This is a genomic window from Pedobacter sp. KLB.chiD (assembly GCF_047040275.1).
In the GTDB taxonomy this organism is placed as follows: Bacteria; Bacteroidota; Bacteroidia; order Sphingobacteriales; family Sphingobacteriaceae; genus Pedobacter.
In genome coordinates this window covers 3,186,105-3,211,534 of sequence record NZ_CP178207.1, presented here as the reverse complement: position 1 = coordinate 3,211,534, position 25,430 = coordinate 3,186,105, and the positions used below count along the sequence as shown (strand labels likewise).

The 25,430-nt window shown below is 39.0% G+C and carries 23 protein-coding genes; 14 read left to right on the top strand and 9 right to left on the bottom strand.

The features are described from left to right. Positions 1–264 precede the first annotated feature (264 nt). The 3 genes from ACK1I8_RS13130 to ACK1I8_RS13120 form a co-directional block, all read right to left on the bottom strand. A complete protein-coding gene (locus tag ACK1I8_RS13130) occupies positions 265–528 on the bottom strand; it encodes a hypothetical protein (RefSeq protein ID WP_412465823.1) in 264 nt (87 codons plus the stop codon). A gap of 369 nt (positions 529–897) precedes the next feature. Next, positions 898–1,236, bottom strand: a complete 339-nt coding sequence (locus tag ACK1I8_RS13125; RefSeq protein ID WP_412465822.1) for a hypothetical protein — start codon at positions 1,234–1,236, stop codon at positions 898–900. 313 nt (positions 1,237–1,549) lie between these two features. Further along, positions 1,550–3,496 (bottom strand): amino acid permease, encoded by a 1,947-nt coding sequence (locus ACK1I8_RS13120; protein WP_412469374.1) that lies wholly within the window; start codon positions 3,494–3,496, stop codon positions 1,550–1,552. A 291-nt stretch (positions 3,497–3,787) separates the two neighbouring features. On the opposite strand from ACK1I8_RS13120, the gene ACK1I8_RS13115 reads away from it, so the two are divergent. Then, a complete protein-coding gene (locus tag ACK1I8_RS13115) occupies positions 3,788–5,005 on the top strand; it encodes an MFS transporter (RefSeq protein WP_412465821.1) in 1,218 nt (405 codons plus the stop codon). Between the two features lie 458 nt (positions 5,006–5,463). Here ACK1I8_RS13115 and ACK1I8_RS13110 read toward each other — a convergent pair whose 3' ends face one another. The 3 genes from ACK1I8_RS13110 to yihA form a co-directional block, all read right to left on the bottom strand. Then, positions 5,464–7,167: a M3 family oligoendopeptidase gene (locus ACK1I8_RS13110; RefSeq protein WP_412465820.1), complete on the bottom strand. Its 1,704-nt coding sequence runs from the start codon at positions 7,165–7,167 to the stop codon at positions 5,464–5,466. An 11-nt stretch (positions 7,168–7,178) separates the two neighbouring features. Continuing rightward, a complete protein-coding gene (locus ACK1I8_RS13105; RefSeq protein ID WP_412465819.1) occupies positions 7,179–8,036 on the bottom strand; it encodes a UbiA-like polyprenyltransferase in 858 nt (285 codons plus the stop codon). An 84-nt stretch (positions 8,037–8,120) separates the two neighbouring features. After that, positions 8,121–8,744 (bottom strand): ribosome biogenesis GTP-binding protein YihA/YsxC, encoded by a 624-nt coding sequence (gene yihA, locus ACK1I8_RS13100; RefSeq protein ID WP_412465818.1) that lies wholly within the window; start codon positions 8,742–8,744, stop codon positions 8,121–8,123. 154 nt (positions 8,745–8,898) lie between these two features. Between yihA and ubiE the strand changes: the two genes are divergently transcribed. The 13 genes from ubiE to murI all read left to right on the top strand — a co-directional run bounded on the left by ubiE (position 8,899) and on the right by murI (position 21,070). Further along, positions 8,899–9,630 carry a bifunctional demethylmenaquinone methyltransferase/2-methoxy-6-polyprenyl-1,4-benzoquinol methylase UbiE gene (gene ubiE, locus ACK1I8_RS13095; RefSeq protein WP_412465817.1) on the top strand — a complete coding sequence of 244 codons (732 nt, stop codon included), beginning with the start codon at positions 8,899–8,901 and terminating at the stop codon, positions 9,628–9,630. Then, positions 9,627–10,424, top strand: coding sequence for an outer membrane beta-barrel protein (locus ACK1I8_RS13090; protein ID WP_412465816.1), 798 nt, complete (start codon positions 9,627–9,629; stop codon positions 10,422–10,424). Before ubiE ends, ACK1I8_RS13090 begins: the two co-directional genes overlap by 4 nt. 89 nt (positions 10,425–10,513) lie before the next feature. Further along, complete coding sequence (locus tag ACK1I8_RS13085; RefSeq protein ID WP_412465815.1) at positions 10,514–11,272, top strand: SDR family NAD(P)-dependent oxidoreductase; 759 nt, start codon at positions 10,514–10,516, stop codon at positions 11,270–11,272. 125 nt (positions 11,273–11,397) lie between these two features. Next, complete coding sequence (locus tag ACK1I8_RS13080; RefSeq protein ID WP_412465814.1) at positions 11,398–11,844, top strand: GatB/YqeY domain-containing protein; 447 nt, start codon at positions 11,398–11,400, stop codon at positions 11,842–11,844. Between the two features lie 182 nt (positions 11,845–12,026). Next, positions 12,027–12,791, top strand: a complete 765-nt coding sequence (locus tag ACK1I8_RS13075; protein WP_412465813.1) for an alpha/beta fold hydrolase — start codon at positions 12,027–12,029, stop codon at positions 12,789–12,791. Continuing rightward, positions 12,792–13,454: a CBS domain-containing protein gene (locus tag ACK1I8_RS13070; RefSeq protein ID WP_412465812.1), complete on the top strand. Its 663-nt coding sequence runs from the start codon at positions 12,792–12,794 to the stop codon at positions 13,452–13,454. Between the two features lie 9 nt (positions 13,455–13,463). Continuing rightward, a complete protein-coding gene (locus tag ACK1I8_RS13065) occupies positions 13,464–14,345 on the top strand; it encodes an NAD kinase (RefSeq protein WP_412465811.1) in 882 nt (293 codons plus the stop codon). Positions 14,346–14,347: 2 nt separating this feature from the next. Further along, positions 14,348–15,160, top strand: coding sequence for a DUF6089 family protein (locus tag ACK1I8_RS13060; RefSeq protein ID WP_412465810.1), 813 nt, complete (start codon positions 14,348–14,350; stop codon positions 15,158–15,160). A 19-nt stretch (positions 15,161–15,179) separates the two neighbouring features. Then, entirely contained in the window at positions 15,180–15,920 is a 741-nt protein-coding gene (locus tag ACK1I8_RS13055) for an isoprenyl transferase (protein ID WP_412465809.1), read from the top strand. Between the two features lie 148 nt (positions 15,921–16,068). Next, positions 16,069–18,612 (top strand): outer membrane protein assembly factor BamA, encoded by a 2,544-nt coding sequence (gene bamA, locus ACK1I8_RS13050; protein WP_412465808.1) that lies wholly within the window; start codon positions 16,069–16,071, stop codon positions 18,610–18,612. 184 nt (positions 18,613–18,796) lie between these two features. Beyond that, complete coding sequence (locus ACK1I8_RS13045; RefSeq protein ID WP_412469373.1) at positions 18,797–19,327, top strand: OmpH family outer membrane protein; 531 nt, start codon at positions 18,797–18,799, stop codon at positions 19,325–19,327. Between the two features lie 63 nt (positions 19,328–19,390). Further along, the gene (locus tag ACK1I8_RS13040) at positions 19,391–19,969 is read left to right on the top strand and encodes an OmpH family outer membrane protein (RefSeq protein ID WP_378937321.1); all 579 of its coding nucleotides are present in this window, start codon (positions 19,391–19,393) and stop codon (positions 19,967–19,969) included. 285 nt (positions 19,970–20,254) lie between these two features. Next, positions 20,255–21,070 carry a glutamate racemase gene (gene murI / locus ACK1I8_RS13035; protein ID WP_412465807.1) on the top strand — a complete coding sequence of 272 codons (816 nt, stop codon included), beginning with the start codon at positions 20,255–20,257 and terminating at the stop codon, positions 21,068–21,070. A gap of 272 nt (positions 21,071–21,342) precedes the next feature. Here murI and ACK1I8_RS13030 read toward each other — a convergent pair whose 3' ends face one another. From ACK1I8_RS13030 to ACK1I8_RS13020, 3 genes are read right to left on the bottom strand one after another with little or no spacing between them, the layout of a single operon-like run. Further along, entirely contained in the window at positions 21,343–22,482 is a 1,140-nt protein-coding gene (locus tag ACK1I8_RS13030) for a cytochrome-c peroxidase (protein ID WP_412465806.1), read from the bottom strand. 2 nt (positions 22,483–22,484) lie between these two features. After that, positions 22,485–24,050 carry a DUF6850 family outer membrane beta-barrel protein gene (locus ACK1I8_RS13025; RefSeq protein WP_412465805.1) on the bottom strand — a complete coding sequence of 522 codons (1,566 nt, stop codon included), beginning with the start codon at positions 24,048–24,050 and terminating at the stop codon, positions 22,485–22,487. Between the two features lie 48 nt (positions 24,051–24,098). Beyond that, positions 24,099–25,424, bottom strand: a complete 1,326-nt coding sequence (locus tag ACK1I8_RS13020) for a DUF4876 domain-containing protein (protein ID WP_412465804.1) — start codon at positions 25,422–25,424, stop codon at positions 24,099–24,101. Positions 25,425–25,430: the final 6 nt, after the last annotated feature.

Below are 25,430 nucleotides of genomic sequence, written 5' to 3'. Positions count from 1 at the left end.
CATGATAATGGGAATCGGCTTGTTTTTAGCTGGCCCCATAGCAAAGATATATCATCTCGACCACGCCAATAGTTATATGGTGGCATCTGGATTAGGACTGGTCATGATTACTGCACTGGCCTTGATCAGGAAGAAATAGACAAAATCCTCTTTCTGTCAAAGAAGGGGGATTTTTGTTTTATAGGCAGGTGGGACATCCCGCGACAACGTAAAGGTGCTGAGATAAATGCTGCAAGGTGAGCAGGTTCGCCAAGTCAATAATAATTACTGCTTAGTTCTTAAGTATTTGCCCATGGTATTCGTATAATTGTCATCAAAGCCTAAAGCAGAGACTTTTATATACTTTATCTTGGTTGGCTCCTCATCCAGATAACCTGCAGGATCGAAGTTCAGAATTTTTAACCCCCTTTTTTTAACCTTGACAATAGTTCCTATTTTGAAAAAGAAGTTATCATAACTTTCATTTTCTACGGAACAATTTAATTTTAATTCTTTTACCGAGTTGAAAATGGTTTCCCAGCTTTCCAAATCAATTTGGTAGGGAAGGGTTATCAATTTTTTTGACCCTCTCGTTCCATAACGGAATCGAAAAACTGATCAAAGTGGTTATGTCTTATCTTAACAATTGAAGATATTGGAAAGATTTTGTATCCATTAAATAGAAAATCGTCATTCTCTTTAAGAAGAACAAAGTCAAAAGAAAAATCTAAAATATAACCGTGAAAAAGCTCATAGGATTTGTTGCCGACATTCCTTTTGATTTTAACATAGTTTTTCTCAGATTGATGTTTCTGTATTTTTTCAAAAATTGTCATCCCGTCTTTACTATTTTCTATCCGCTAAATTAATCCATTTTCCCTATTGGTTGGTGTCCGCACCAACCAAAACCATCAATCTCTAAAATGTTTGAGTAATTTTAAATTGATCAATCCCTGTTTCATAAAAGCTTGCGCTACTCCATTCATAATCTTCAGGATGGGTACATAAGTTCCATTTCTCTTTAATCGGATTATCATGTATATAATCTAATTTTTGCATTAAAATGCTCTTTGTGCTTAATGGAATGGCTAGTGGATCTCTTTTCCAGAACTGAAAAATCCTGTCGTTCTTTTGAGAACGGTATTGATTTATAAGTGTCGGATTATTGATTAAAAGATACTTTCTAAATTGATGTGCAGTGAATTTAGTAACGCTGGCTGCTGAGATTCCTTTCCGTTTAATTTGAGCATGTTCCAAATTAAATTGATATGATTAGGCATAATGACGTAACCGTATACTTCTATAAGTTTTTGATCGACTAAAAATTTAAGCGAATTAATGATGATCATCTTTAAGTGATCATCACTTAATAAATGAGCAAAATTACAGATGGTACCGGTATAAAAATATGGATAATGACAATCCATTTGTCCATGTCTTTTGTGGAAAATATACATTGTTTATTCGTATTTGAATTGCAGTGACAACTTTAATACCATATACAGATGTAATAATTCTCATCAAATTTTTTCGGTCGGTGAGACACCGACCGATAGGATAATGATTAATACTACTGTTCTTGTGCAAGTTTGCTATGTTTATACCCATAGGCAAAATAAACCACCAGCCCAACTACCAGCCAGATACCAAAACCGATCCAGTTGGAGATGCCAAGCTCACACATCATATACAAGCAGCTAATCAAGCCCAAAACCGGAATTAATGATAAGTTTTTGGTGATACAGTAGTAAGTAATAATCACGCAGATGATCAGAAAAATCCACATCGGTATTTTGTGTTTGAACAAGGCCCAGCCACTTTCATATTTTTTCTCCAAAGGAACTTTCGAGGCCGAAATAAACTGTTCGTAACGATCGGCCGGCAAAGCACTTAAGTAAGATTCTGCATCTACTTTCTCGGCCAATACAATTTGCGGTGCTGCATTTTTAACAATTTCTTCTTTAACAATTTTCAGTTCATCTCCACTTAAAGAAGTAACAAAAGTTACGGTTTGGATGGTTTTAGGTGAATTGAAAAAGAATGCTTTGGTTTCTTTTTGGTATTTTGTAAATGCAAAAGTTAAGGCACCGATTAAAATAACCGGAACAATAAATTTACTGTTTACATAGGGTATTTTGAATTTTCCACGTTGAACATCAGGTCTGTTCTGTAACACTAACACTCCTGCGCAAACCAATACGAAAGCGAAAAGTGTACCGATAGAACAGAGATCGGTAACGATGGTGAGGTTCATAAACAACGATGGTACGGCCACTACAAAACCCACCACTATGGTGGCAAATGAAGGTGTTTTGTATTTCGGGTGGATTTTAGAAAAAGATTTTGGCAGCAATCCATCCCGGCTCATGCTCATCCAGATCCTGGGTTGACCCATCTGAAATACCAACAGTACACTGGCCATTGCAAATACTGCACTTACGGCAATAATGCCGCTCATTAACTTTAAATCAATCTGATCAAAAACAAACGCTAGCGGATCGCCAACAGCTAAGGTATCTGATTTGACAATACCGGTTAAAACCAGTGCTATTGCCACATAAAGAAGAGTACAGATAATTATGGCCCACATCATTCCGCGGGGCAAATCGCGTTGAGGATTTTTACATTCTTCAGCCGTTGTAGAAATGGCATCAAAACCGATATAGGCAAAAAATACTGCCGAAACGCCCTTTAAAACACCTGAAACTCCATTAGGCGCAAATGGATCCCAATTTTTCGTATCAACATAAAAGATGCCTACCGCCAGCACCAAAAGAATTACCGCAAGCTTAACCACCACCATGGCGTTACTGGCATTGCGGCTCTCTTTCATGCCGCGGTAAATTAACCAGGTAATTAAAATGATGATACCCAGGGCAGGGATATCTGCAACGAGGTGAAAACTACCGATTTTTGGAGCAGTAAGCCATGCGTTATTGGCCAGGGCTGTTGCCGAATCTAAGTCTGCCAGGTTTTTGCCTGCAGCTAACAGCGCTTCAGCATGTTGATGTCCGTTATAAGCGCTTAAATAGTCCATGGTCATCCAATCGGGTACATGGATGCCATCTATGCCGAGCGGAGGTATTTTGATCGTGGAGAGTAATCCGGTAAAGTAATCTGACCAGGATATGGCTACGGTGATATTACCAATTGAATACTCCATAATGAGCGACCAGCCGATAATCCACGCCACTAATTCGCCAAAGGCCACATAAGAATAAGTGTAAGCACTGCCCGAGACAGGAACCATTGAGGCAAACTCTGCGTAAGCAAAGGCCGCAAAACTACAGGCTACCGCTGTAAAAATAAATAAAAAAATAACCGCCGGACCACCATCCGCACTTGCCTTGCCAATCGTACTAAAAATGCCTGCTCCAATAATTGCTGCAATTCCAAAAGCTGTTAAATCACGTACACCCAGCGTTTTATGTAATGTATTTTCGTGATCGCCATAGCCTTTTGCTGCATCGTTTAATATCTTGGAAATAGATTTCTTTCTGAATAGCTTTTCGAACATCTTGTGTTTGCTTGTTTGTTCAAACTTATAAAAAGTTTGGCTAAAAACGTTTAAAGGGTGATATAATTTTCTATTCACCTTGCATTTAAAAGTTAAATGCGGGGTAAAAAATGGAAATTTATTAGATTAAAGTAAAAATCTCGAATTATTTGGCTTGAATAATCCTTTGTTTGATTCGCATAACTTTAAGATAAACCAAAGTCCTAATTTTGTCGACATAATCGATCAGATAAAGTAAGACTACTTAGGTAGATGTTTGATTGGAATATTTTTAATGATTAGCGTACCAATATGCGTTCGAAAACAGCACCCATAAGATACATAAAAGAAAGTCACCGGGGTTTGGCTACTGTACTGGCCTTTGCCTTGATTCCCATTTCTGGTTTTGCCACCGATATTTATATACCGTCATTACCAACAATGGCGGGCGAAATGCAGGTAAGCAGTATCCAGGTTCAGCTTACCTTAAGTATTTTTTTAATTAGTTATGGCGTTGCTCAACTTTTTATCGGAAGCGTGCTTGATAGCTTTGGGAGGTATAAGATCTGCCTGTATGCATTGTTGATTTTTGCAGCGGCAAGTATAGTGATCGCCACAACACATAATATTTACCTTATTTATTTAATGCGCATTATCCACGGACTTACGGTAGGGGCAATTGTGGTGGCGAAAAGAGCATATTTTGTTGATGTTTTTGAAGGTGATCAGTTAAAACACTATCTCAGTTTGTTTTCTATTATCTGGTCTACCGGGCCCATTGTAGCACCATTTATTGGCGGCTATCTGCAAACGGCATTTGGTTGGGAATCTAATTTCTACTTTTTAGCAGGTTTTGCGCTTGTTTTTGCGGTGCTGGAGTTTTTATTCAGCGGTGAAACTTTAAAACATTTTACCGATTTTCAACTGAAAAAGATCACAGGCATTTATTTAGAAATGATTAAAACAACAAGTTTTACCTTGGGCATTGTAATGTTGGGGTTGGCTTATTGTATGGTGATGGTTTACAATATGACCGGTCCGTTTGTTATTGAGCACCACTTTAAGTATTCGCCGGTTATTGCCGGTTATAGTTCATTGTTTTTAGGTTTTGCATGGATGGTGGGCGGCTTTATTGGTAAGGCTACCATTAACAGACCCTTCTTCAAAAGATTAATGATCAACTCGCTGTTGCAGGTCGTTTTTGTAGTAGTGATGATGGTAAGCTTAAATTTTGTTTCCAACCTTTGGTCGTTAATTTTCTTCGCATTTTTGATCCATGTAGGAGCGGGCTTTACTTTTAATAATTATTTTACCTTCTGTCTCAGCAAATTCCCGAAAAATGCCGGAATAGCAGGCGGACTAACAGGAGGGATTACCTATGTAATTGTCTCTTTTTTAAGCTATGGAGTAGTTAACCTGATCCCAGCTAAAGATGAACGTAACCTTAGTTACAGCTATCTGGTCATGATCCTGCTGTCGGTTTTAGTGATGTTTGTGATTATCCGGATCAGAAAAAAAAATGAGGCTTAATTTACTGGAGCTCCGGTTCTCTGCGTCAATATGAAGCTGGTTTTTGGAGAGCAAAGTCTGTAATGAGTAGGTAAGTTTCAGCCCTGCCGTACACTACAATCCTTTTGAGAAGTTTTGATGGAAAATCAAATATCCTTTTCCAAAAGGGATTTCCATTTCCTTCAGGTCTATTCAGCGGGTTACGGCGGATAAGACATTCATTTTGATTCCCGAAAAGATGTGACTAATTGCGGCGCTACATTCTTCTGTGCCTTCAGCATTTCCGTGGCAAAAGACTAAACTTAAGTCTTAGCTGGACGCTAAGATGAGCTAAGGACAAGATAAGGTATTAATGGTTGCTTATTCTTTTTATCTGTGGTTCATAAAAACAAAAAATCCGTGGTTAAAATACCACGGATGCTGTTATTCGCCATAGGAGACGAGCTTTTCGGCATTCCACCTTTAACTTTTACCGTTCCTTACCCAAGCTTCTCCAGTTCCGATTTTACGAAACCCGCCAGTTCTTCTACATATTCGGCACTGAAATCAAATTTAATTCCTGCGGTTTCGTATATCTCGTTTATGGGTTTGGTATAGCCCAGTGCAAGTGCCGCCAAATACTGTTCTAGTGCTTTTTCCGGATTTTCCTTATAATTTTTCCAAACTGCAATAGCACCTAGCTGGGCAATGGCGTATTCGATATAATAAAATGGAACTTCGAATAAGTGCAGCTGTTTTTGCCATACATTTCCAAATTGTTGCTCTAAATCTGTCCAATCGGCAAAACCTGCACCGAAGCGACTGTAAATCTGTTTGAATGTTTCTTCACGGTCGGCTGCTGTATGGTTAGGGTTGGTGTAAATCCAATGTTGAAACTGATCAATTACAGCAACCCACGGCAATGTTTTCAAAACGTCAGCCAGCTGTTCTTTTTTTGCACGCTTTAAATCTTCTTCATTGTCAAAATAAACATCCCACTTATCCATTGAAATTAATTCCATACTCATCGAAGCCAGTTCGGCTACTTCAGATGGGCAATGCTTAAAATCGTTAAGTTCTAAATTAGCGGTTAAAAAAGTATGGATGGCATGTCCACCTTCGTGAACCATGGTTGTTAAATCACGTAGAGAATTGGCCGAATTCATGAAGATGAATGGCGCCCCTGTTTCAGCCAGCGGGTAATTATAACCGCCCGGCGCTTTACCTTTTCTGCTTTCTACATCAAAAAGATTGTTTGCTTTCATAGTAGCCAGTTTCGAACCCAATTTTTCATCAATGGCATTAAAACAGGCAATACTTTTATCAATCAGCTCTTCGCCGTTGCTAAACGGTTTTAAGGCTGGTTTACCACTTACGCTTACTTCCAGGTCCCAGGGCTTTAGCGTTTCTAAAGCCAACGCTTCGCGGCGTTTCTCAGCCTGTTCCTTTAAAATAGGAACAATTTCCTTTTCAATCGCATTGGCAAAATCATAACAGTCCTGTGGGGTATAGTCGAAACGTCCCAAAGCTTGAAACATATAATCGCGATAGTTTTCAAAACCCGCGTTTAAGGCAACCTGATTGCGGAGGCTGATCAGTTCATCAAATAAAATATTTAAATCATCTTTATCAACCAAACGGCGTTGTTGGATCGTTTTCCAAGCCTGTTCGCGCACTTCGCGGTTTAAATCTTTAATAAAAATCGAAGCTTGCTCCAAAGTATATTCCTGGCCGTTTAGCTCCACGCTCATGGCGCCGGTAATACTTTGGTACCTCTGTTGTTTTACCTGAAGCTCAGTAAAAAGTTCGATGTTTTCGTCGCGGTAAAGTTCTAAGGCTTTTTTAATAGCGCGACTGTATACGAAATATTTCTCCTTGTCTAAATGATCCATAAACGGACTTTCGACAAACTTTTTGTTCAATTCATTTGCTAATGGAGAAATTTTTGGCTCAATTTCCGTCGCAAAATATTGAAAGTTTTTAACCAATTCTTCATTTGCGGTATCACAGCTCATTCTGATGTATCTCCAGGCAAAGTCTTCTTCCAAAGCAGCCTCCAGCTCCGAACGGTCTTTTAACCATTGTTCCAATTCAGCTGCGCTGTTTATTTCGCGGTTTTGCAGTTCGGTAAAAAGGGGTACTAAATTTTCCCAGGTAATATTTAGTTCTTGGGGGATATATGTTCTAGGTTTCTTAGTGATCATAGTCATTAATTTTATTTGTGTCTCAAATAGGCATCTATTAAAAAGCATATCGCAAATACTACCGATGCATAACCATTTAAGGTTTGAAATGCCCTGTTAACCTTGCTAATGTCGTTTGGTTTTACCAGTAAATGCTGATAAACCAGCATTGAACAGAAAAACACGATCCCTACGTAATAAACCCAGCTAAAGGAGGTAAAAAACACGGGCAAAATTACACAGGTTGCGGAAAGTATATGCAATAGCACAGAAACATTCAAAGCATTTTTAATGCCAAGAGCCGATGGAATGGAGTGTAATTTTTCTTCGCGATCAAATTCTTCGTCCTGCAGGGCGTATATAATATCAAATCCACTTACCCAGAATAATACGGTGAGAGCGTAAAGTACAGGCACCAGCGCAAAATGTCCGGTTACGGCAATGTAAGCACCGATAGGAGCCAGGGCAAGGCCCAGGCCTAAAACCAGGTGGCACAATGCGGTGAAACGTTTGGTATAGCTATAAAATAAAACCACAAATAAAGCCACGGGAGATAGATAGAAACAAAGCGGGTTAATAAAATACGTGGTAACGGCAAATAGCAGGCAGTTGATGATTACAAAAGTAAGTGCCTCATGAGCCGAAACTTTTCCTGCAGGAATATCGCGCATTTTGGTTCTGGGGTTTTTTGCATCAATATTCCGGTCGAGGTAGCGGTTAAAAGCCATGGCAGAGTTTCTGGCAAAAACCATGCAGAGCAAAACTAAAATAAGTTTATACCATGAAAATGGATTTTCTGTTGTAGTTACGCCCAAAAAGAAACCAATCATGGCAAATGGAAGCGCAAAAACAGAGTGAGCGAATAATACGAGTGAAAAGTATTTTTTCATTTTTTAAAGATGATTACACCGATGATTTGATTACACAGATTTTAGAGTTTAAACTGAAAATTGTGAACTGCAGACTGGCAAGTGTTAAAATTTTTTATAGTCTGTTGGAACGACGAAATCTTTATTCACCTCATAAATGAAATTTAAAACTTCATCTTTTCCGGTTCCTTTTTCGGCAGAAGTGATAAAGGTTGCCGGAATCTCCTCGAAAAATTCGCCCAGCTTTTTCTTAAACGCCGCTACATTTTTTTGGGTCGTGTTCATTCCCTGTTTATCTGCTTTGGTAAAAATCAACGAAAACGGGATCTGTTTTTCGCCTAACCAATAACAAAATTCAATATCGATTCCCTGGGGTTCTAACCGGCTGTCTATCAAAACAAAAACACACTGCAAACTTTCTCTCTTGGTAATATAGGCACGGATAAATTTCTCCCATTTCTCTCTGCTGGTTTTAGAAACCTTTGCATAACCATAACCCGGTAAATCCACAATATACCAGGCTTCGTTAATTAAAAAATGGTTAATCAGCTGTGTTTTCCCCGGACGTTGAGAAGTTTTGGCCAATCCATGTTGATTAACGAGCATATTGATCAGTGAGGATTTTCCCACATTAGAGCGGCCAATAAATGCATATTCAGGCATAAGCGGGGCCGGTAATGCTGAAATCTGTGTGTTGCTGCAAACAAATGTTGCCGTTTTGATAATCATGGCACAAAGGTATGAATTAGTTTTGAGTTGGGAGTTGGGCGTTCGGAGTTGAAAATCTGCCGTCGTCAGCAATTCGTAAAGTTTACAGGAATCGCTAAACTGCAAACTCTAAACTCCCAACTGCAAACTCTTTTATCTATCTTTGCTCCATATCATGAATCAGAATATTACCCCATACCAAGTAGAAGATGCAACTAAAAAAGAGCAGGTTGCAACCATGTTTAACAACATTTCTGGTACTTACGATTTTTTAAACCATTTTCTCTCTTTAGGGATTGATGTATTATGGCGCAAAAAAGCCATTAAAGAACTGGTTTCTATCCAGCCAAGAACTTTACTGGATGTAGCTACAGGAACTGGCGATTTTGCTTTTGAGGCCATTAAAAAACTCCACCCTGAAAAGGTAATTGGTGTTGATATTTCTGAAGGCATGCTGGAAGTGGCGAGGAAAAAAATTAATGAACGTACTTTAAATGAAGTGTTTACCGTGCAGGTAGGTGATTCTGAGGGGCTGCATTTCGAAGATAATACTTTTGATGCCATCACCTGCGCCTATGGGGTGCGTAACTTCGAAAATCTCGAAAAGGGATTAGCCGATATGTACCGGGTATTAAAACCCAATGGAAAAATGGTCATTTTGGAATTTTCAAAACCAAAGGTTTTCCCGGTAAAACAATTGTATAGTTTTTACTTTAAACAGGTAACACCTTTTTTTGGAAAGCTCTTCTCGAAAGATCATAGAGCTTATAGCTATCTGCCAGAATCGGTAGCGGCTTTTCCAGATGGGGAAGATTTTACCAATCTGATGGAAAAAGTTGGGTTTAAAAGTACCAAACAAAGAATTTTAACGTTTGGAATAAGTTCGATATATGTAGGAACCAAATGATCAGAAAATTAAGCCTCATCCTTTCACTTTTTATGGTTTCTACAACCACCTTTGCACAAAACTGGGGTGGCGGGATCGATGATGAAGACTGGAGTTTTGGTTTTAATTTTCAGTATATCTCTGCAGAATACAAAATCCTTAAAAAGCCAAACTGGCGATCGCCTTTTTATGAAGTTTCCAATTCTTTGGATCCATCATATGATCCGAATTCGGGTATTCCGGTTACTTCCACTTTAAATGCTATTTCCAGCCCGCCATCTCAGGGTTTTGGATTGGGCTTTGTGATGAATAGGATGATTTCTGATAACTTCGACATCAGGGCAACCCCCTCGCTTATTTTTAGCGATAGGGTAGTTACCTATGAGTATGAGCCTATGGCTCCGATTGATGTTGGTAACGGGCAAACCAAAAACTTCCAAACGGTGGTAGAAAGAAAAGTACAGGCCACCATGTTCGAGTTTCCATTAGGGATAAAGGTAAAATCGAACCGAATAAATAATTTCAGGGTATACTGGTTAGGTGGTGCCAAATATTCGATAGATATCGCTTCTAAAAAGAAAACCTTCGATGAAGGAGAAACAGCTGTAAACAAGTTTTTAAAAAACAAAAGGAATTACCTGTCTTATGAAACAGGTATTGGTTTCGATATTTACTTTGAGTATTTTAAGATGTCGCCCGAAATAAAACTTTCTTATTCGGCCAATGATTTGCTGCAGCACGATAATACCGTTTATGCCAATCCAATAGATAAGTTGAAATTACGTCAATTAACATTCAGTTTGATTTTTCAATAGTCCTGCAATCCAAAAAAACTTACCTTTGTTGGTACAGGTAAATCAAAGATGGTTCTTAAAAGCTTTACCGGGACTTAAAATTCATAAAAATGTCTAAAATCGCATTAATTACAGGTGCAACTTCTGGTATTGGCGAAGCTTGTGCGCATACATTTGCTCAGCAAGGTTACAACCTGGTGTTATTGGCCCGAAGAGGAGATCGTTTGGCTAAAATTGCTCATCATTTAGCAGATAAATATGCCGTTAACATTCAACAGGTTTTAGCAGATGTTCGGCATAACGAAAGTCTTACCGCTGCTTTGGAAGCTTTGCCGGCCGCCTGGAAAAAGGTTGATGTGCTGATTAACAATGCAGGCCTGAGTCAGGGTTTAGATCCCATTGATAAAGGCGATACCAACGATTGGGACACTATGATTGATACCAATGTGAAAGGGTTGCTTTATGTAACCAAAATTGTTTCCAACTGGATGATCCCTAATCAATCAGGACATATTATCAATATTGGTTCTATTGCGGGGAAAGAAGTTTATCCAAATGGAAATGTATATTGTGCCAGTAAACATGCTGTAGATGCTTTGAGTAAAGGTATGCGTATCGATTTACTGCCCTATGGCATAAAGGTTACCGAAATTAATCCAGGCATGGTAGAAACCGAATTTTCAGTAGTGCGCTTTAAAGGTGATGAAGACCGGGCGAAAAAGGTGTATGAAAACCTGGAGCCGCTAATTGCCGATGATATTGCAGATGCCATTTGGTATGTGGTGAGCCGGCCAAAACACGTTAACATAAATGATATGCTGATTATGCCAACCGCGCAGGCTACCGCAACGATCGTAAACAGGGTTTAAAGTTTTCAGTTGGCAATTTGAAATTTTCAGTTAAACAATTAATAATTCAACAATTAACAATTCAACAATTAACAATCTCAACAGTTAACCGATTTAAACAGTTAACCCATTAATCACTATTAAGAATGATATCAGATACGCTAAATCAGGAAATGAAAACAGCCATGTTGGCTAAAGATCAAGTAACGTTAAGGGGTTTAAGAGCGATAAAAGCGGCCTGGCTTTTGGCCGTAACGGAAAAAGGGCCATCTACAGAACTAAAGGAAGAAGATGAATTGAGGATTCTTCAAAAACTGATTAAACAACGCCGTGAATCTGCAGATATTTACAAGCAGCAGAACCGCGAAGACCTCGCACAGGTAGAAGAGGAAGAAATTGAGGTGATCAGCCGATTTTTGCCAAAACAGTTGAGCAGGGAGGAGATTGCTGCAATTATCGATGATATCATCAAACAATCTGGTATTACCTCGGTTAAAGATATGGGGAAAGTAATGGGGCAGGCGAACAAAGCGCTGGTTGGTAAAGCTGATGGTAAATTAATTGCAGAGATAGTTAAAGAAAAACTGGCTTAATTGAGGTAGAGGGCATAAAGACTTAAGCAAGAAGGTTAACAATCGCTGACCGCTTACCGCTTTGCGCTTTGCAAAAGGGGTTTTTATACCGTTTTCGATTTTATTTCAGAAAAATGCCTTATAAATGCATAAATTTAATTTTACTCTACTAACTTAGTGCAACAATACCATCTAAAATAGATATGACTTACCCGATAATAGAAGAAGACGGATTTAAATACATTGAAGCTGGAACAGGCGAAACACTGGTATTGCTACATGGCCTAATGGGCGAGCTGAGCAATTGGGAACAGGTTATAGAGCAGTTTAAAGATCGCTACAGGGTAATTATTCCAATTTTACCAATTTACGATCTGCCTATTTTAACGTTGGGCGTAAAAGCATTGTCGAGATATCTTCACCGCTTTTTAAAATATAAAAATTTAAGCCAGGTAGTGCTCATAGGTAATTCGCTTGGCGGCCACGTAGGCTTGGTATTTACAGTTGCTCATCAGGAATTTGTTAAGGCACTGGTGCTTACAGGGAGTTCTGGCTTATATGAAAATGCCTTTGGAGGTTCTTTCCCTCGCAGAGAGAGTTACGATTATATTAAGGAAAAAGTAGAATTTACTTTCTACGATCCGGCAACGGCAACCAAAGAACTGGTTGATGATGTTTTTAAAACAGTTAACGATAGATCAAGAGTTATTCGGATTTTAACCATGGCAAAATCGGCAATACGCCATAACATGGCCAAAGACCTTTCAAAAATTACCATACCTGTTTCACTGATATGGGGCAAAAACGATAAGGTTACACCGCCGGAAGTGGCAGAAGAATTCCACGAATTGTTACCCAACTCCGAATTAAACTGGGTTGATAAATGTGGGCATGCGCCTATGATGGAACACCCGGAAATATTTAATGCGTTTTTAGAGAAGTTTTTAGATAGAATATTGTTAAAGTAAATGTTTGCTGCAGAAATCATATCAGATGCAATTCCATCATTAAGAACCGATGACACGGTACAGAAGGCTTTAGATCGTATGAACGATTTTAAACTAAAGCATTTACCGGTAGTTAACGAGGTAACTTTATTGGGTTTGGTAGCTGAAGATGATTTATTGAATATTCCTGATCATGATACACTTTTAAGCAATAGTGCCATAAACATACTTCATGTATTTGTTTTTGGTAATGCCCATGCTTATGATGTCCTCAGGTTGTTCAACCAGTTGAATTTAACAGCCGTTCCAGTTTTGGATCAGCATAAAAACTATGCCGGTGTTATCCCTATCGGTAGTATGGTAAATGCCATGGCCGAACAGTATGCGGTAAACGAAGCCGGAGGGATTATCGTTTTGGAAATCAGTAACCGGGATAATTCTTTGGCACATATTGCACAGATTGTTGAAGCCGATAATACGCAGGTACTTTCTTCTTATGTAAATTCTTTCGAAGATTCTACCCGGTTAGAGGTAACGCTCAAAGTAAATAAAACAGAAATTACTTCATTGGTAGCCGCTTTCGAAAGATATGATTACCTGGTTAAAGAGGTATACAATAACACCCAGATTGATGATGGATCGCAGGAGCGTTACGATTCATTCATGAACTATTTAAATGTATAAACCTACTTTATGAGGATTGCAATTTACGGCAGGGATTTTAATGATACGGTTTTGCCCTATGTACAGGAGGTTTTTAATCATTTAGCCGAACATCATATTCAGCCTGTTTTATATGCTAAATTTAAAACATCGCTACACGGCAAGATAAAACTGCCTGCCAATACCATTGTTTTTCATAACCATACTGAACTAAAGGAACGTGCAGACGTATTGTTAAGCTTAGGCGGAGATGGTACTTTGCTCGATACATTATCGTTGATCCGCAATTCGGGCATACCTGTAATCGGGATCAACTTTGGCCGCCTGGGCTTTCTGGCCAGTATCAATAAAAACGAAATCGGGTCGGCACTACATGCGCTGATCAATAAAGAATATACCTTAGATTCAAGGTCGCTTTTAAGGTTAGAATCAGATAATGGTTTATTTGGTGAAGAGAACTTTGCCTTAAACGATATTACCATCCACCGCCGTGATAACTCCGCTATGATGATTATCCATGCCTCCATGAATAATGAATTTATCAACTCTTATTGGGCTGATGGATTAATCATTGCTACCCCAACAGGCTCTACAGCATACTCATTAAGTTGCGGTGGACCAATTATTTATCCGGATTCCAAAAACTTTGTCATTACACCTATTGCGCCACACAACTTAAATGTTCGGCCGGTAGTTGTGCCCGATAGCAATAAGCTCTCTTTTGAGGTAGAAGCCAGAGAATCAAAGTTTTTGGTTTCATGCGACAGCCGTACCGTTACCGTAGAGCGTTCTGTAAAAATTAGCATAAAAAAGGCAGATTTTTGCTTAAATCTTATTCGGCTTAATAATGAAACTTACTTAAACACGTTAAGAAATAAATTATTGTGGGGTATCGACACCCGTAACTATTAAGTATGGCCCCAAGCAAACAGCTATTCATTATATCCTTTCTCATTTTTAGTGTGCAGCTAATTTATGCACAGCGTACAGTGGTGGGCGACCCCTCCTGGGAAGTTGGAATAATGGCTGGTGGCGCGGGTTACCTGGGCGATCTTAATCAAAACAACCCCTTGCAGATCAGTGGTTTTTCCGGAGGTGCTTATGTAAAGCGGAATTTTAACCAATATGTCGGCATCCGTTTAAATTATACTTATGGGCAGATCAGGGCAGATGATGCCGATTCTGATAATGAACAGTTTCGACAAAGAAATCTGCGTTTTAAAACGGCATTAAATGAGTTTAGCGGGCTGATAGATTTTAATTTCTTCAATTTTAATCTCGGTGGCGGTACACGTCAATTTACACCATATCTTTTTACAGGCCTAGGTTTCCTTGTATTTAAGCCGACCGTGGATGTTTACGGTGAAAAATACCGGTTAGACCGGTTAGCTACCGAAGGCCAGGAAAATGGCTATACAAATGCGGTATTAACTATTCCTTACGGCTTGGGGTTACGGTATAATTACAAAGATACCTGGAGCGTTTTTACAGAACTGGGGTATAGAACACCCTTTACCGATTATATTGACGATGTAAGCGGCCGCTATCCAACCAATCCTGCTTTCGTTAGAAGTGGAGAAAACTGGGTTAATTTATCTGATCCTTCTGCTAACCGGATCGGAGTGCCGGGAACCCAAAGAGGCGATTTCAGAAAAAGGGATACTTATCTATTTGTTAGTATTGGCATATCTTTTACCTTTGTATCCTCAAAATGCTATTCCTTTTAAGCTGATTTTGATATAATTAATGGGATTTAAAGAACAAATAGACTATAGCCGCCTGCCAAAGCACATTGCCGTAATCATGGATGGTAATGGAAGATGGGCTAAAGGCCAGGGCAAAGTGCGGGTTTTTGGACATGAACAGGGTGTACTTTCTGTAAAGGATATTGTAGAGGGCTGTGTGGAAGTGGGTATTGAATACCTTACCTTGTATGCTTTTTCTACCGAAAACTGGAACAGGCCCAAAGAAGAGGTGGATGCTTTAATGCAGATTCTGATTTCAACTATTAATAAGGAAACTGAAACGCTTAATAAAAATAATGTTAAGCTGAACGCCATTGGCAATATTGCCTCTTTGCCCCAGGAGTGTATTGATGATTTAAGAGAAGCGATGGAGAAAACAGCTCATAACAAAAAGTGTACTTTAACACTGGCATTAAGTTATAGTGCGAAATGGGAGATTTTGGAAGCCGCCAAAAATATTGCGTCAGCCGTAAAAGATAATGTCATTTCTTTGGATGATATCAATGAAGACCTGTTTTCGTCTAAACTTACAACCGTAAATATGCCCGATCCTGAACTGATGATCAGGACCAGTGGCGAACACCGGATTAGCAATTATCTGCTTTGGCAGATGGCTTATACCGAGTTTTATTTTACTGATGTTTTATGGCCGGATTTCAGACGTGAAAATCTTTTCGAGGCGATTGTAGACTATCAGAAACGCGAACGCCGATTTGGTAAAATTAGTGAACAGTTAAACTAATTTTTCTTTTAACACTTTTTAACAAGCGTTTAAACTAACTTAGCACCACTTTTATACGATAAATGAAACCATAATAAGGGAACAACGTAAAACATTCTGCTTGATAAAACAGCGTTACCTTTTGGTCATTACTGAACAAATAATTTTAATGAAAAGAATATTTCAGGTTTTAATCCTACTCATTTTAGCCGTTCCGGCCTTCGCTCAAATACGTCCACAAGGTCAGGCTCAGGTAACTCCTTCTTTAAAGGTTGGTGGCTTAGATCTCGATTATTTTAGTCCAAAAGAGTATATTATCGGAGGTACAACGGTAACAGGAACCCAATATTTGGATAAAGAAGTGTTAATCACCTTATCTAAGTTAACCAAAGGCGATAAAATTGTTCTACCCGGCGAGGCAACTTCTGATGCAATTAAAACATTATGGGCACAGGGCCTGTTTGATGACGTTAAACTTAACATTGAAAAATTTGTACAGGATTCTGTTTATTTTGAAATTGAAGTAGTAGAGCGTCCGCGCTTAAGTTCTATTGATTTAAAAGGTGTGCGCAAATCGGAAAAAACTGCCATTCAGGAAAAACTGAATGATAAAACAGGTAAAATCGTCAATGATAACCTGTACAATACCACATCTGCCATTGTTAAAAAATATTTATTGGATAAAGGCTTTTTCTTCACCAAGATCGATTACAAAACGCGCAAAGATCCGAATGCAGAAAACAGTGTGGTTTTGGAAGCCTATATCGACAAGGGCCACCGTGTTAAAGTACAGCACATCGATTTTACCGGAAACAAGGATTTCAAATCATCAAAACTGAGAAAATTCCTGAAAAACCCTAAACAATTTGCATGGTGGCGTTTTTGGGGCTCTGGAAAATTCTCAAAAGAGAAATATGAAGAGAACAAGATCAAAATGGTTGCTAAAATGCACGAAAAGGGTTATCGTGATGCGGAATTGTTAAAAGATACCATCTACCAATATAACGCTAAGAAAGTTAATATCAGAATGGACCTTTACGAGGGTAAAAAGTATTATTTTGGTAATATCACCTGGGCAGGTAATGCCATTTATCCGGATAGTATTTTAAATAAAGTATTGACCATTGAAAAAGGTGACGTTTTTAGCGAAGAAAGATTAAACAAAAAATTAAATGGTGGTGGTGAAAACGGTGGCGATATCAACAGCATGTATACCGATAATGGATATTTAACTTTCAATATCGATCCGGTACAGACCAGAATCTATGGAGATACGGTTGATGTGGAATTACGGATGTACGAAGGACCACAATACACCAACAACCGCATTACTTTAAAAGGTAACACGATTACCAATGACAAGGTTGTTTTACGTGAAATCCGTACTAAACCGGGGCAGAAGTTTAACAAAAGTGATTTAATCCGTACCATTCGTGAGATTGGTCAATTAGGTAACTTCGATGAATCTAAAACCGTACCTACACCTCGCCCTAACCCGGCTGATGGAACTGTGGATATTGAATATGCCGTAGAAGAAAAACCTTCAGATCAAATCGAACTCTCTGGTGGTTTTGGTGGTGGCCGTATCATCGGTACATTAGGTTTAACTTTTAATAACTTCTCGTTACGTAACTTATTTAATTTAAAAGCTTATAAACCATTGCCAAAAGGTGATGGACAGAAATTAAGCTTACGTGGCCAAACCAACGGTAAATATTATCAGTCATACAGCTTCTCCTTCTCGCAACCCTGGTTTGGTGGCGAGAAACCGGTGAGCTTTGGGGTGAGTGCCTTTACTTCATTACAATCTAATGGTATCAGCAGCAGCGATCCGCTATTTCAAAAAATTCGTTTAAATGGAGTAACCGTAAGTTTGGGCAGAAGGTTAAACTGGCCTGATAACTACTTCCAGTTGTCTCACGCGGTAAGTTTACAACAGTATATTCTAAATAATTATTCTGGATACCTGTTTAATACAGGTACTTCTTACAACCTGAGTTTATCACAAGAGATCAGCCGCGATTCAAGAGATTCGCCAATCTTCCCTAAATCGGGATCATTTTTACGTTTCACCGTTCAGGCTACACCGCCATTTTCATTGTTAAATAAAACAAACTATGCTACAGCATCTGATCGGGAGAAATACCGTTTTACCGAATACCATAAATGGAAATTCGATTCGCAGTGGTACCAACGGGTAGCCGGTAACCTGGTAGTTAAAGCACAGGCACAATTTGGTTTCCTTGGGCAGTACAATAAAGCGGTTGGCCAATCTGCGTTCGAACGTTTCAAACTGGGGGGTGATGGTATGCAGGGATTCGATTTCTTACAGGGCTCTGAGCTGATTGCCATGCGTGGTTATGCAAATAATGCCGTTATACCGAATGGTTCTGATCCAAGAATTGCACAACAGTCTGGTAGCCCTATTTATACGAAGTATGTAATAGAGGCCCGCTATCCGGTAATTGCGAGCCAGCAGGCAACAGCATTCGTTTTAGCCTTTGCAGAGGCCGGTAATACCTGGAACAGATTTGGTGATTTTAATCCTTTTAACGTGAGAAGATCAGTGGGGGTTGGTGCACGTATTTTCTTGCCAATATTTGGTTTGTTGGGTATCGATTACGGACATGCGTTTGATAGAATTCCTGGTGTTCAGGATGGCGGTAAACAAAACTTTACTTTCAGTATCGCACAACAATTAGGTGGATTTTAATTGATAAAGAATAAAAAATTAACTAATTATGCAATAAATCATTGCAATAGGAGTTTAAAGAAAGCTTAGGTTATAAATAATTATCATTAACACACACAAATGAAACCATCAGGATTTTGCCTACTTGGCAATAAAGAAGATAAAATCATGATAGCTTCATCACCTTTAAAAAAACATTAACATGATGAAAAAGTATCTGTTTATCGCATTCCTGCTTTGTACCTCTTTTGGTGCATTTGCACAGAAGTTTGCTTACGTAGACACCGAGTATATTTTAAAGCATTTGCCGGAATATAAATCGGCACTTAATCAGTTGAATGTCGCGTCTAAACAATGGCAGCAGCAGGTCGATCAGAATTTTTCTGAAATTGACCGGATGTATAAGGCTTACCAGGCCGATCAGGTTTTATTAACCGATGATATGCGAAAACGACGTGAAAACGAGATTATAGAAAAAGAAAAACAAGCTAAAGAATTTCAACGATCTAAATTTGGACCAGATGGCGATCTTTTTCAAAGCAGGGTGAAACTAATTAAGCCTATCCAGGATAAAGTAGCAGAGGCCATTAAACAGATTGCAAAAGCTAAATATTTAGACTTTATTTTCGACAAGAGCAGCGAAGCCACAATGATGATTTATGCCAGTAGCAGTTACGATGTAAGTAATGATGTAATTGTTAAATTAGGTTATAAACCAGGGACAGTAAATAATTAGTATATTCGCCCCTGATTTTTGAAGAAAAACAAACAGAAAAAAATAAAAAAAGTAAAATAAAAGATGAGAAAGTTAATTAACGTATTCTTTGTAGCAGCGGGGTTATTGTTTACAGCGAATATGGCAAGTGCACAACAAAAATTAGGTCACATTAATTCTGAGGAGGTTTTTGCAAATTTACCTGAGGCTAAAACAGCTCAAACTACTTTAGAAACTTTAGGTAAACAAAAACAAGCTGATATTGATGCCATGATCAAAGAATATCAGACTAAAATGTCGGCTGCAGAAGCTAAGCAAAAAACTTTAAGTGAAGCGAACAAAGAAACAGTAGGTAAAGAATTACAAGCTGCGGGTCAGGAATTGCAGGATTTAGAAAAACGCATTACTGATGCACGTACTAAAGCATCACAAGATATAGGTACCAAACAGGGTGAATTATTTCAGCCTATCCAGGCCAAGGTTGCAAATGCAATTTCTGCTATCGCTAAAGAAAAAGGCTTGGCGTACGTATTCGATATCGCAAACGGTCAGGGTGGTAACAATTTAGTATTCTGGGATGGTGGTGATGATATTACCGCTGCAGTTAAAACTAAATTGGGTATTTCAGCTACTGCTGCAAAACCAGCTGCACCTAAGAAATAGTCCTGAGTTCGGAGTCGTAAGTCTCCCAATCAGTTCAAAATATAAGGCGGAATTAAGTTTAACTTAGTTCCGCTTTTTTGTTTGTCCAATTTCGTCATGCTGATCCCATAACTATAGGATTTAGTTCAGCATCTTTGATGGCTAACTTCAGCACGGCAGATCCTGAAATATCCTTCCGGCCGGGCGGAAGTTCAGGAAGACGATTGCTTTAACATTTCAATTTGATAATTAACATTCCAATTTTCCATTAACTTTACAACGTTTCAACATTTAACTTTCAACACAATGCGGGCATCGCCAATAGGTATTTTCGATTCAGGTTACGGAGGTTTAACGGTATTCCGCTCCATTGCCGATCAATTACCCGATTACAATTATATTTATTTAGGCGATAATGCCCGTTCGCCTTATGGCGATCATTCTTTTGATACCATTTACAAATATACTTTAGAATGTGTAGAATGGCTTTTTGCCAAAGGCTGCCGTTTGGTGATTCTGGCATGCAATACCGCTTCAGCCAAAGCACTTAGAACGATTCAACAGCGTGATTTACCTGCTAAGTATCCAGACAGGCGGGTACTCGGCGTAATCAGACCTACGGCCGAAGTAATAGATCAGTATACCAGTACCAAACAAGTGGGAGTAATGGGTACCAGAGGGACGGTTAATTCTAAATCATATCTGTTGGAAATCAATAAATTTTTTCCTGATATACAAGTGTACCAGCAAAGCTGTCCGATGTGGGTACCGCTCATCGAAAATAATGAGCATTTAGAACCAGGAGCAGATTTCTTTATTAAAGAATACTGTGGTCAGCTGTTGCAACAATCGGCCGATATAGATTGCGTGTTGCTGGCCTGCACACACTATCCGTTATTGATGCCTAAACTAAAGGCCGTATTTCCCGATTATATCAACGTTTTGGCACAAGGTGATATCGTAGCCAACAGTTTGGCCGATTATTTAGGAAGGCACCCTGAGATCGAAAAAAAACTGTCCAAAGAGGGTAAAAGGGCTTTCTATACCAGCGGAGATCCGGCCGCATTTGACGAGCATGCTTCTATCTTTTTCGGCGAAGCGTTGAAATCGGGTAAAATGTAAATAGTTTACTGGTCGTTCGTTTATTGGTCGTTGGTTTACTGGTCATTGGTCATTAGTTCATTGGTCATTAGCCATTAGTTTATCGGTCATTGATCATTGATTACTGGTAATTGGTTTACTGGTAATTGGTCATTGGTTTATTGGTTATTTGTTCTCGGTATTACCAAACGCCAAAGAGCCAACTCAGATGATGATTAATCTGCTCACTGTTTAAAGTGGTTCAACGAGCGCCAACTGAGAAATGCAAACTCGCAAAGTAAACTCCCAACTAACTATCGCGGTAGCTGCTCAACCCTAATCAATACCGTTGGCGAGGACAAAGCCTCTAGGAAGGCGATAACAGCGTCTTTTTCGGCCCTGCTCAGCTTTAAACCTTTCAACAACTTATCGTTTTTAGGCAGAAGCGGATCGTTTACCTGTTCTGGTTTTACCCTTTGCACGGGCATGCCCACATTATACATGTTCATTACACCATCCATATCAGGGAATAGGCCATTGTGAAACCAGGGCGCGGTTTTCATTACATTTCTTAAACCAGGTGTTTTAAATTTGCCCACATCCTCTGGTTTCTTCGTTACATTATACAGGCCTAAATCCTCGTATTTACGGCCATAATAAGTCAAACCATCATTATGGAATTCGTTATCGGTAAAAAACGGACCATTATGGCAGTTAATACAGCGGGCTTTGGTGCGGAACAGGTGTAAGCCCACCAGTTGCTGATCAGTTAACGCTTTTTTATCTTTCCCTAAAAAACGGTCGAAAGGCGTTCTGCGGCTTACAATGCTGCGTTGAAAAGTGGCCAGGCTTTCGAAAATACGTTTATTGGTAATTTCTTTAGAACCAAATGCAGATTTAAAATAAGGTTGATAACCCTTTATCTTACTTAGTTTTTTGGACAGGGCTTTCATATCCTGATGCATCTCGTTATGTGCTGCCACCGGGCTTCCGGCCTGTTCTTCTAAACTGCCTGCACGGCCATCCCAAAACAGGCGTTTGTAAAACCAAACATTCTCTAAAGACGGGGCATTGCGGATATTGGCCAAATGATCATGACCAATGGATACCTGTCGACCATCTGTCCAGTGTAAATCCGGTGCATGGCAGCTCGAGCAAGAAATCTGGTTAGAACCCGATAAACGTGGATCGAAAAACAGGATTTTACCCAGCTCCACCACATGTTTTACCGAATCGTTTTTTAAATCGACGGGTGAAGGTAGAAGTTCACCCAGTTCCTGAAAAACCGCAGTTGCATCTAAAGTTGGCTTTGGCCACTGGCTGGTCGGTTTTGAATAAACTTTCCGCAGACTATCAATGCTCAATTCATCGTCATCGTTAAAATTAGCCGATTGAAAAGAAAACAAGATCAGCCCGCTTATGATTAAGGCAAGAATGGTAAAGATTTTACTCATGTTTAAAAATAAAGGTTTAAGCTGATGTTAGAAGAAAAGCGGTCTTTGCCGGGGGCGGTAACGATTGTTCTGTTTAAGCTTTTTTGGTCGAGCTTTTGTATATAAACAGTATTTATTTTGATGCTCGACAGCATCATTTTAAATAGTGAAAATCCGTATTCTGCTGTTATTCCACCTCCTGCAGCAGATGAAGTATTGAACAAAAAGTCGTGATAAATAACGTACCTGGTAAAATAAGCTTCATTAGCAGGTTCTACCGTAAATTCATCATTCAGTGAAAATTGATAGCTTGCAGAAAATCCAATGCCGATATAACGGTTGTTTTCTTTAATCCATCTTTTACTTGAGCCAGCCATCAGCGTTACGCGGTTAAAATAAACATCATTTGCCCTGATGCCATCAATCCTTTCTTCGTCAAAATAATTGGATTTTATAAAATGGTTAAAGGTGCTTTTAGCAGATTGCGTAGTTAGAAATACTTTTGCCCCTAGGCTACTGGATAAATACTTGTAGTTGTTGGCACCAAAATCAAGGTTATAATCAGCACCATCAACTGATTGATATTGTACCTGCGCGCCAATGGTGCCGTATGAGAGTTTTTTATTCCAAAGCAGCTTAACGTCAGTTTTTTTGAGCTTATATTTCGAATAATCGGTAAAGCCAGATCCATTTGCAAAAAAATAACGCTGACTTTCTTCAATATAATTTCCGAAAAGGTGAAAGTTACCCAGATTTCCGGCATTAATATCTAAATATAAATCTAAACCATTGCGTTGTTGGTCGTCGTTATATCTCCTGTCGTTTAATATTGGTTTAGTTTCTCCATAGCCATTTGTTAGATGATTATAATACATCGGAAATGTGGAGCTTTCATAGTAACGGGGATTTTTATAACCGATAGTTATCTTCTCCTGACCATAACCATGTCGATAACCGAATCCCAATCTAACAAAAGGTGATAATTTATAACCTAAAGATGCATTCAAATTGAATTGATATTCACCTATTGATCCCCTCGGATCGTTTGTTGAGAAATGATCTCCTACTTTATAATCAGTTCCAATACTCAGATTTAATTTTTCGTCTATGAAATTCTTATTGGCCATAGCCTGAAAACTGTAAACACTTCTTTCATAATGAACATAGGCCGGAGAACCAAAATAATATGGAGAAGAAATATTGTTTCTGGTTTGATGTGCAAAACGTGTACTATCCTCAAGGGTTTTCGCATAAGAGAAACTCCCAAATAATTTAATACTGCCGAGTTTAACCGTACCTTCGGTTGATAAGTGACCAGCATTAACTTTTGTGGCTCCTTGTGAAGGAATATAGGTGCCTTTATCAAAATGGTAGGCAAGGCTGATTTTGCTAAACCTTTCGGGCATCATCGTACTGAGGTAATAACTGCTCAATTTGGCAAACTTAAAAGCTTCCTGTCTCGTCGAATCTGCATAAAATTGATTGGTAGCAGATGCCTGCTGAAACGCTTGGTCAGTAACTGTATTTTGAGCCACGGCAGATGAGGGGAGCACTAACCAAAACAAATATTTTAAAATTTTTCTATTCATGGAAGGTTTAAAAAGCCGGTCTGATGAATCCGACCAGCAATTAATTTTTTATTTAAATCCTCTCGGATTAGCAACGTTGAAATAGTCGAAATCTTCAGTGCTGTTATTGGTGTCTTTCAGGATAATCCTGCCATTTATCGTTTTTTCGGTTTTCCTGATGACCGATTGTGAAGTATATGAACCAAGTGGTACAAAGGTAAAACCAGCATCGAGGGTTGCTCCAAATTTTTTCGGGATACGGTCAGTTGCTTCATTAGGTTGTACTTCTACAGCATCAATAATCCATTTAGCTGGTATCTGGTAGTATTTGCCTGCGGTTGATGATGGTGTAGCCTTGGTTGGATAATTGTATTGTGGCCAGTCTTTCGGTTTTTGAGTACCATCAACTTTCACTAATACATACCCATATCTTCCCGGGTTATCAAATATCATATCAGTACCGAAGTATGACAGTACTTCGAGATTAGGAACACTGGCATTGTCGATGTCGGAAGCTAAAGGTTTACTCAAAAATGGTGCATAATATGCTTCAAAATCAGCTTTGCTTAAATCAACGGTTAAACCAGGATCTAATACCGTAATCGCTTTTCCATCCGCTCCGGTAAACGGACTTTTATGGTTAATCGCAGTTTGGGCAACTACAATACTTTTACCTGGCTCAACAGGATGCTGTTTTCCGTTACCCGGGATCATTAAAAAAGCACGTGCATATACAAAATCATTATTGGCGTCGATATTAGCAGGCATATTTTGTGATTTACTCCAGTCCAATTGCCCGCTCGGCAACAAATTATATGATCCTGATGTGCTTTTAGTGATTAATCCGGTTGTTTCTGCAAAGTATAAACTGTCGGCATAAAGTGTTTTATCACTATTGTTGTAAAATTCGATAAATTGATCCCTGTAAAGCGCTCCATTTACACGATCTGATCCTGCAAAATAGATTTGTTTGATCACCCAGTCGCCAACACTGCCCGCAATCAGGTTCAAGTTGATGGTTTCAGAGAAACCTACTGTAATCTGCTTATTTTTTAGAGATGCATTAAAGGTGACTGCTTTTTCCGTAACTGTTCCTGTAATGGTCGAATACTCGTTCGCGCTAAAGTTAGCAGAAGCATCAATGTCGTAAAATCCAGGGGCCAACTTAGAAATCAGGATAACCCCCTTATCATTAGCGGTAAACTCCTGCACTGTTCTGGTCTCGATATTGGTAATTTTCAGTTTAGCGATATTGAGTGGTAGGGTATAGGTACTGGTTGCCAGGCTATAGTTGATTTTAATATTTAAATCAACAGGCTCAATCTCGGTTGAATTGTTTTTCTTACAGGCCGTGAAGGCAAAGGTGACTAGAAGCAGGTAAAGGTACTTTTTCATGACTAT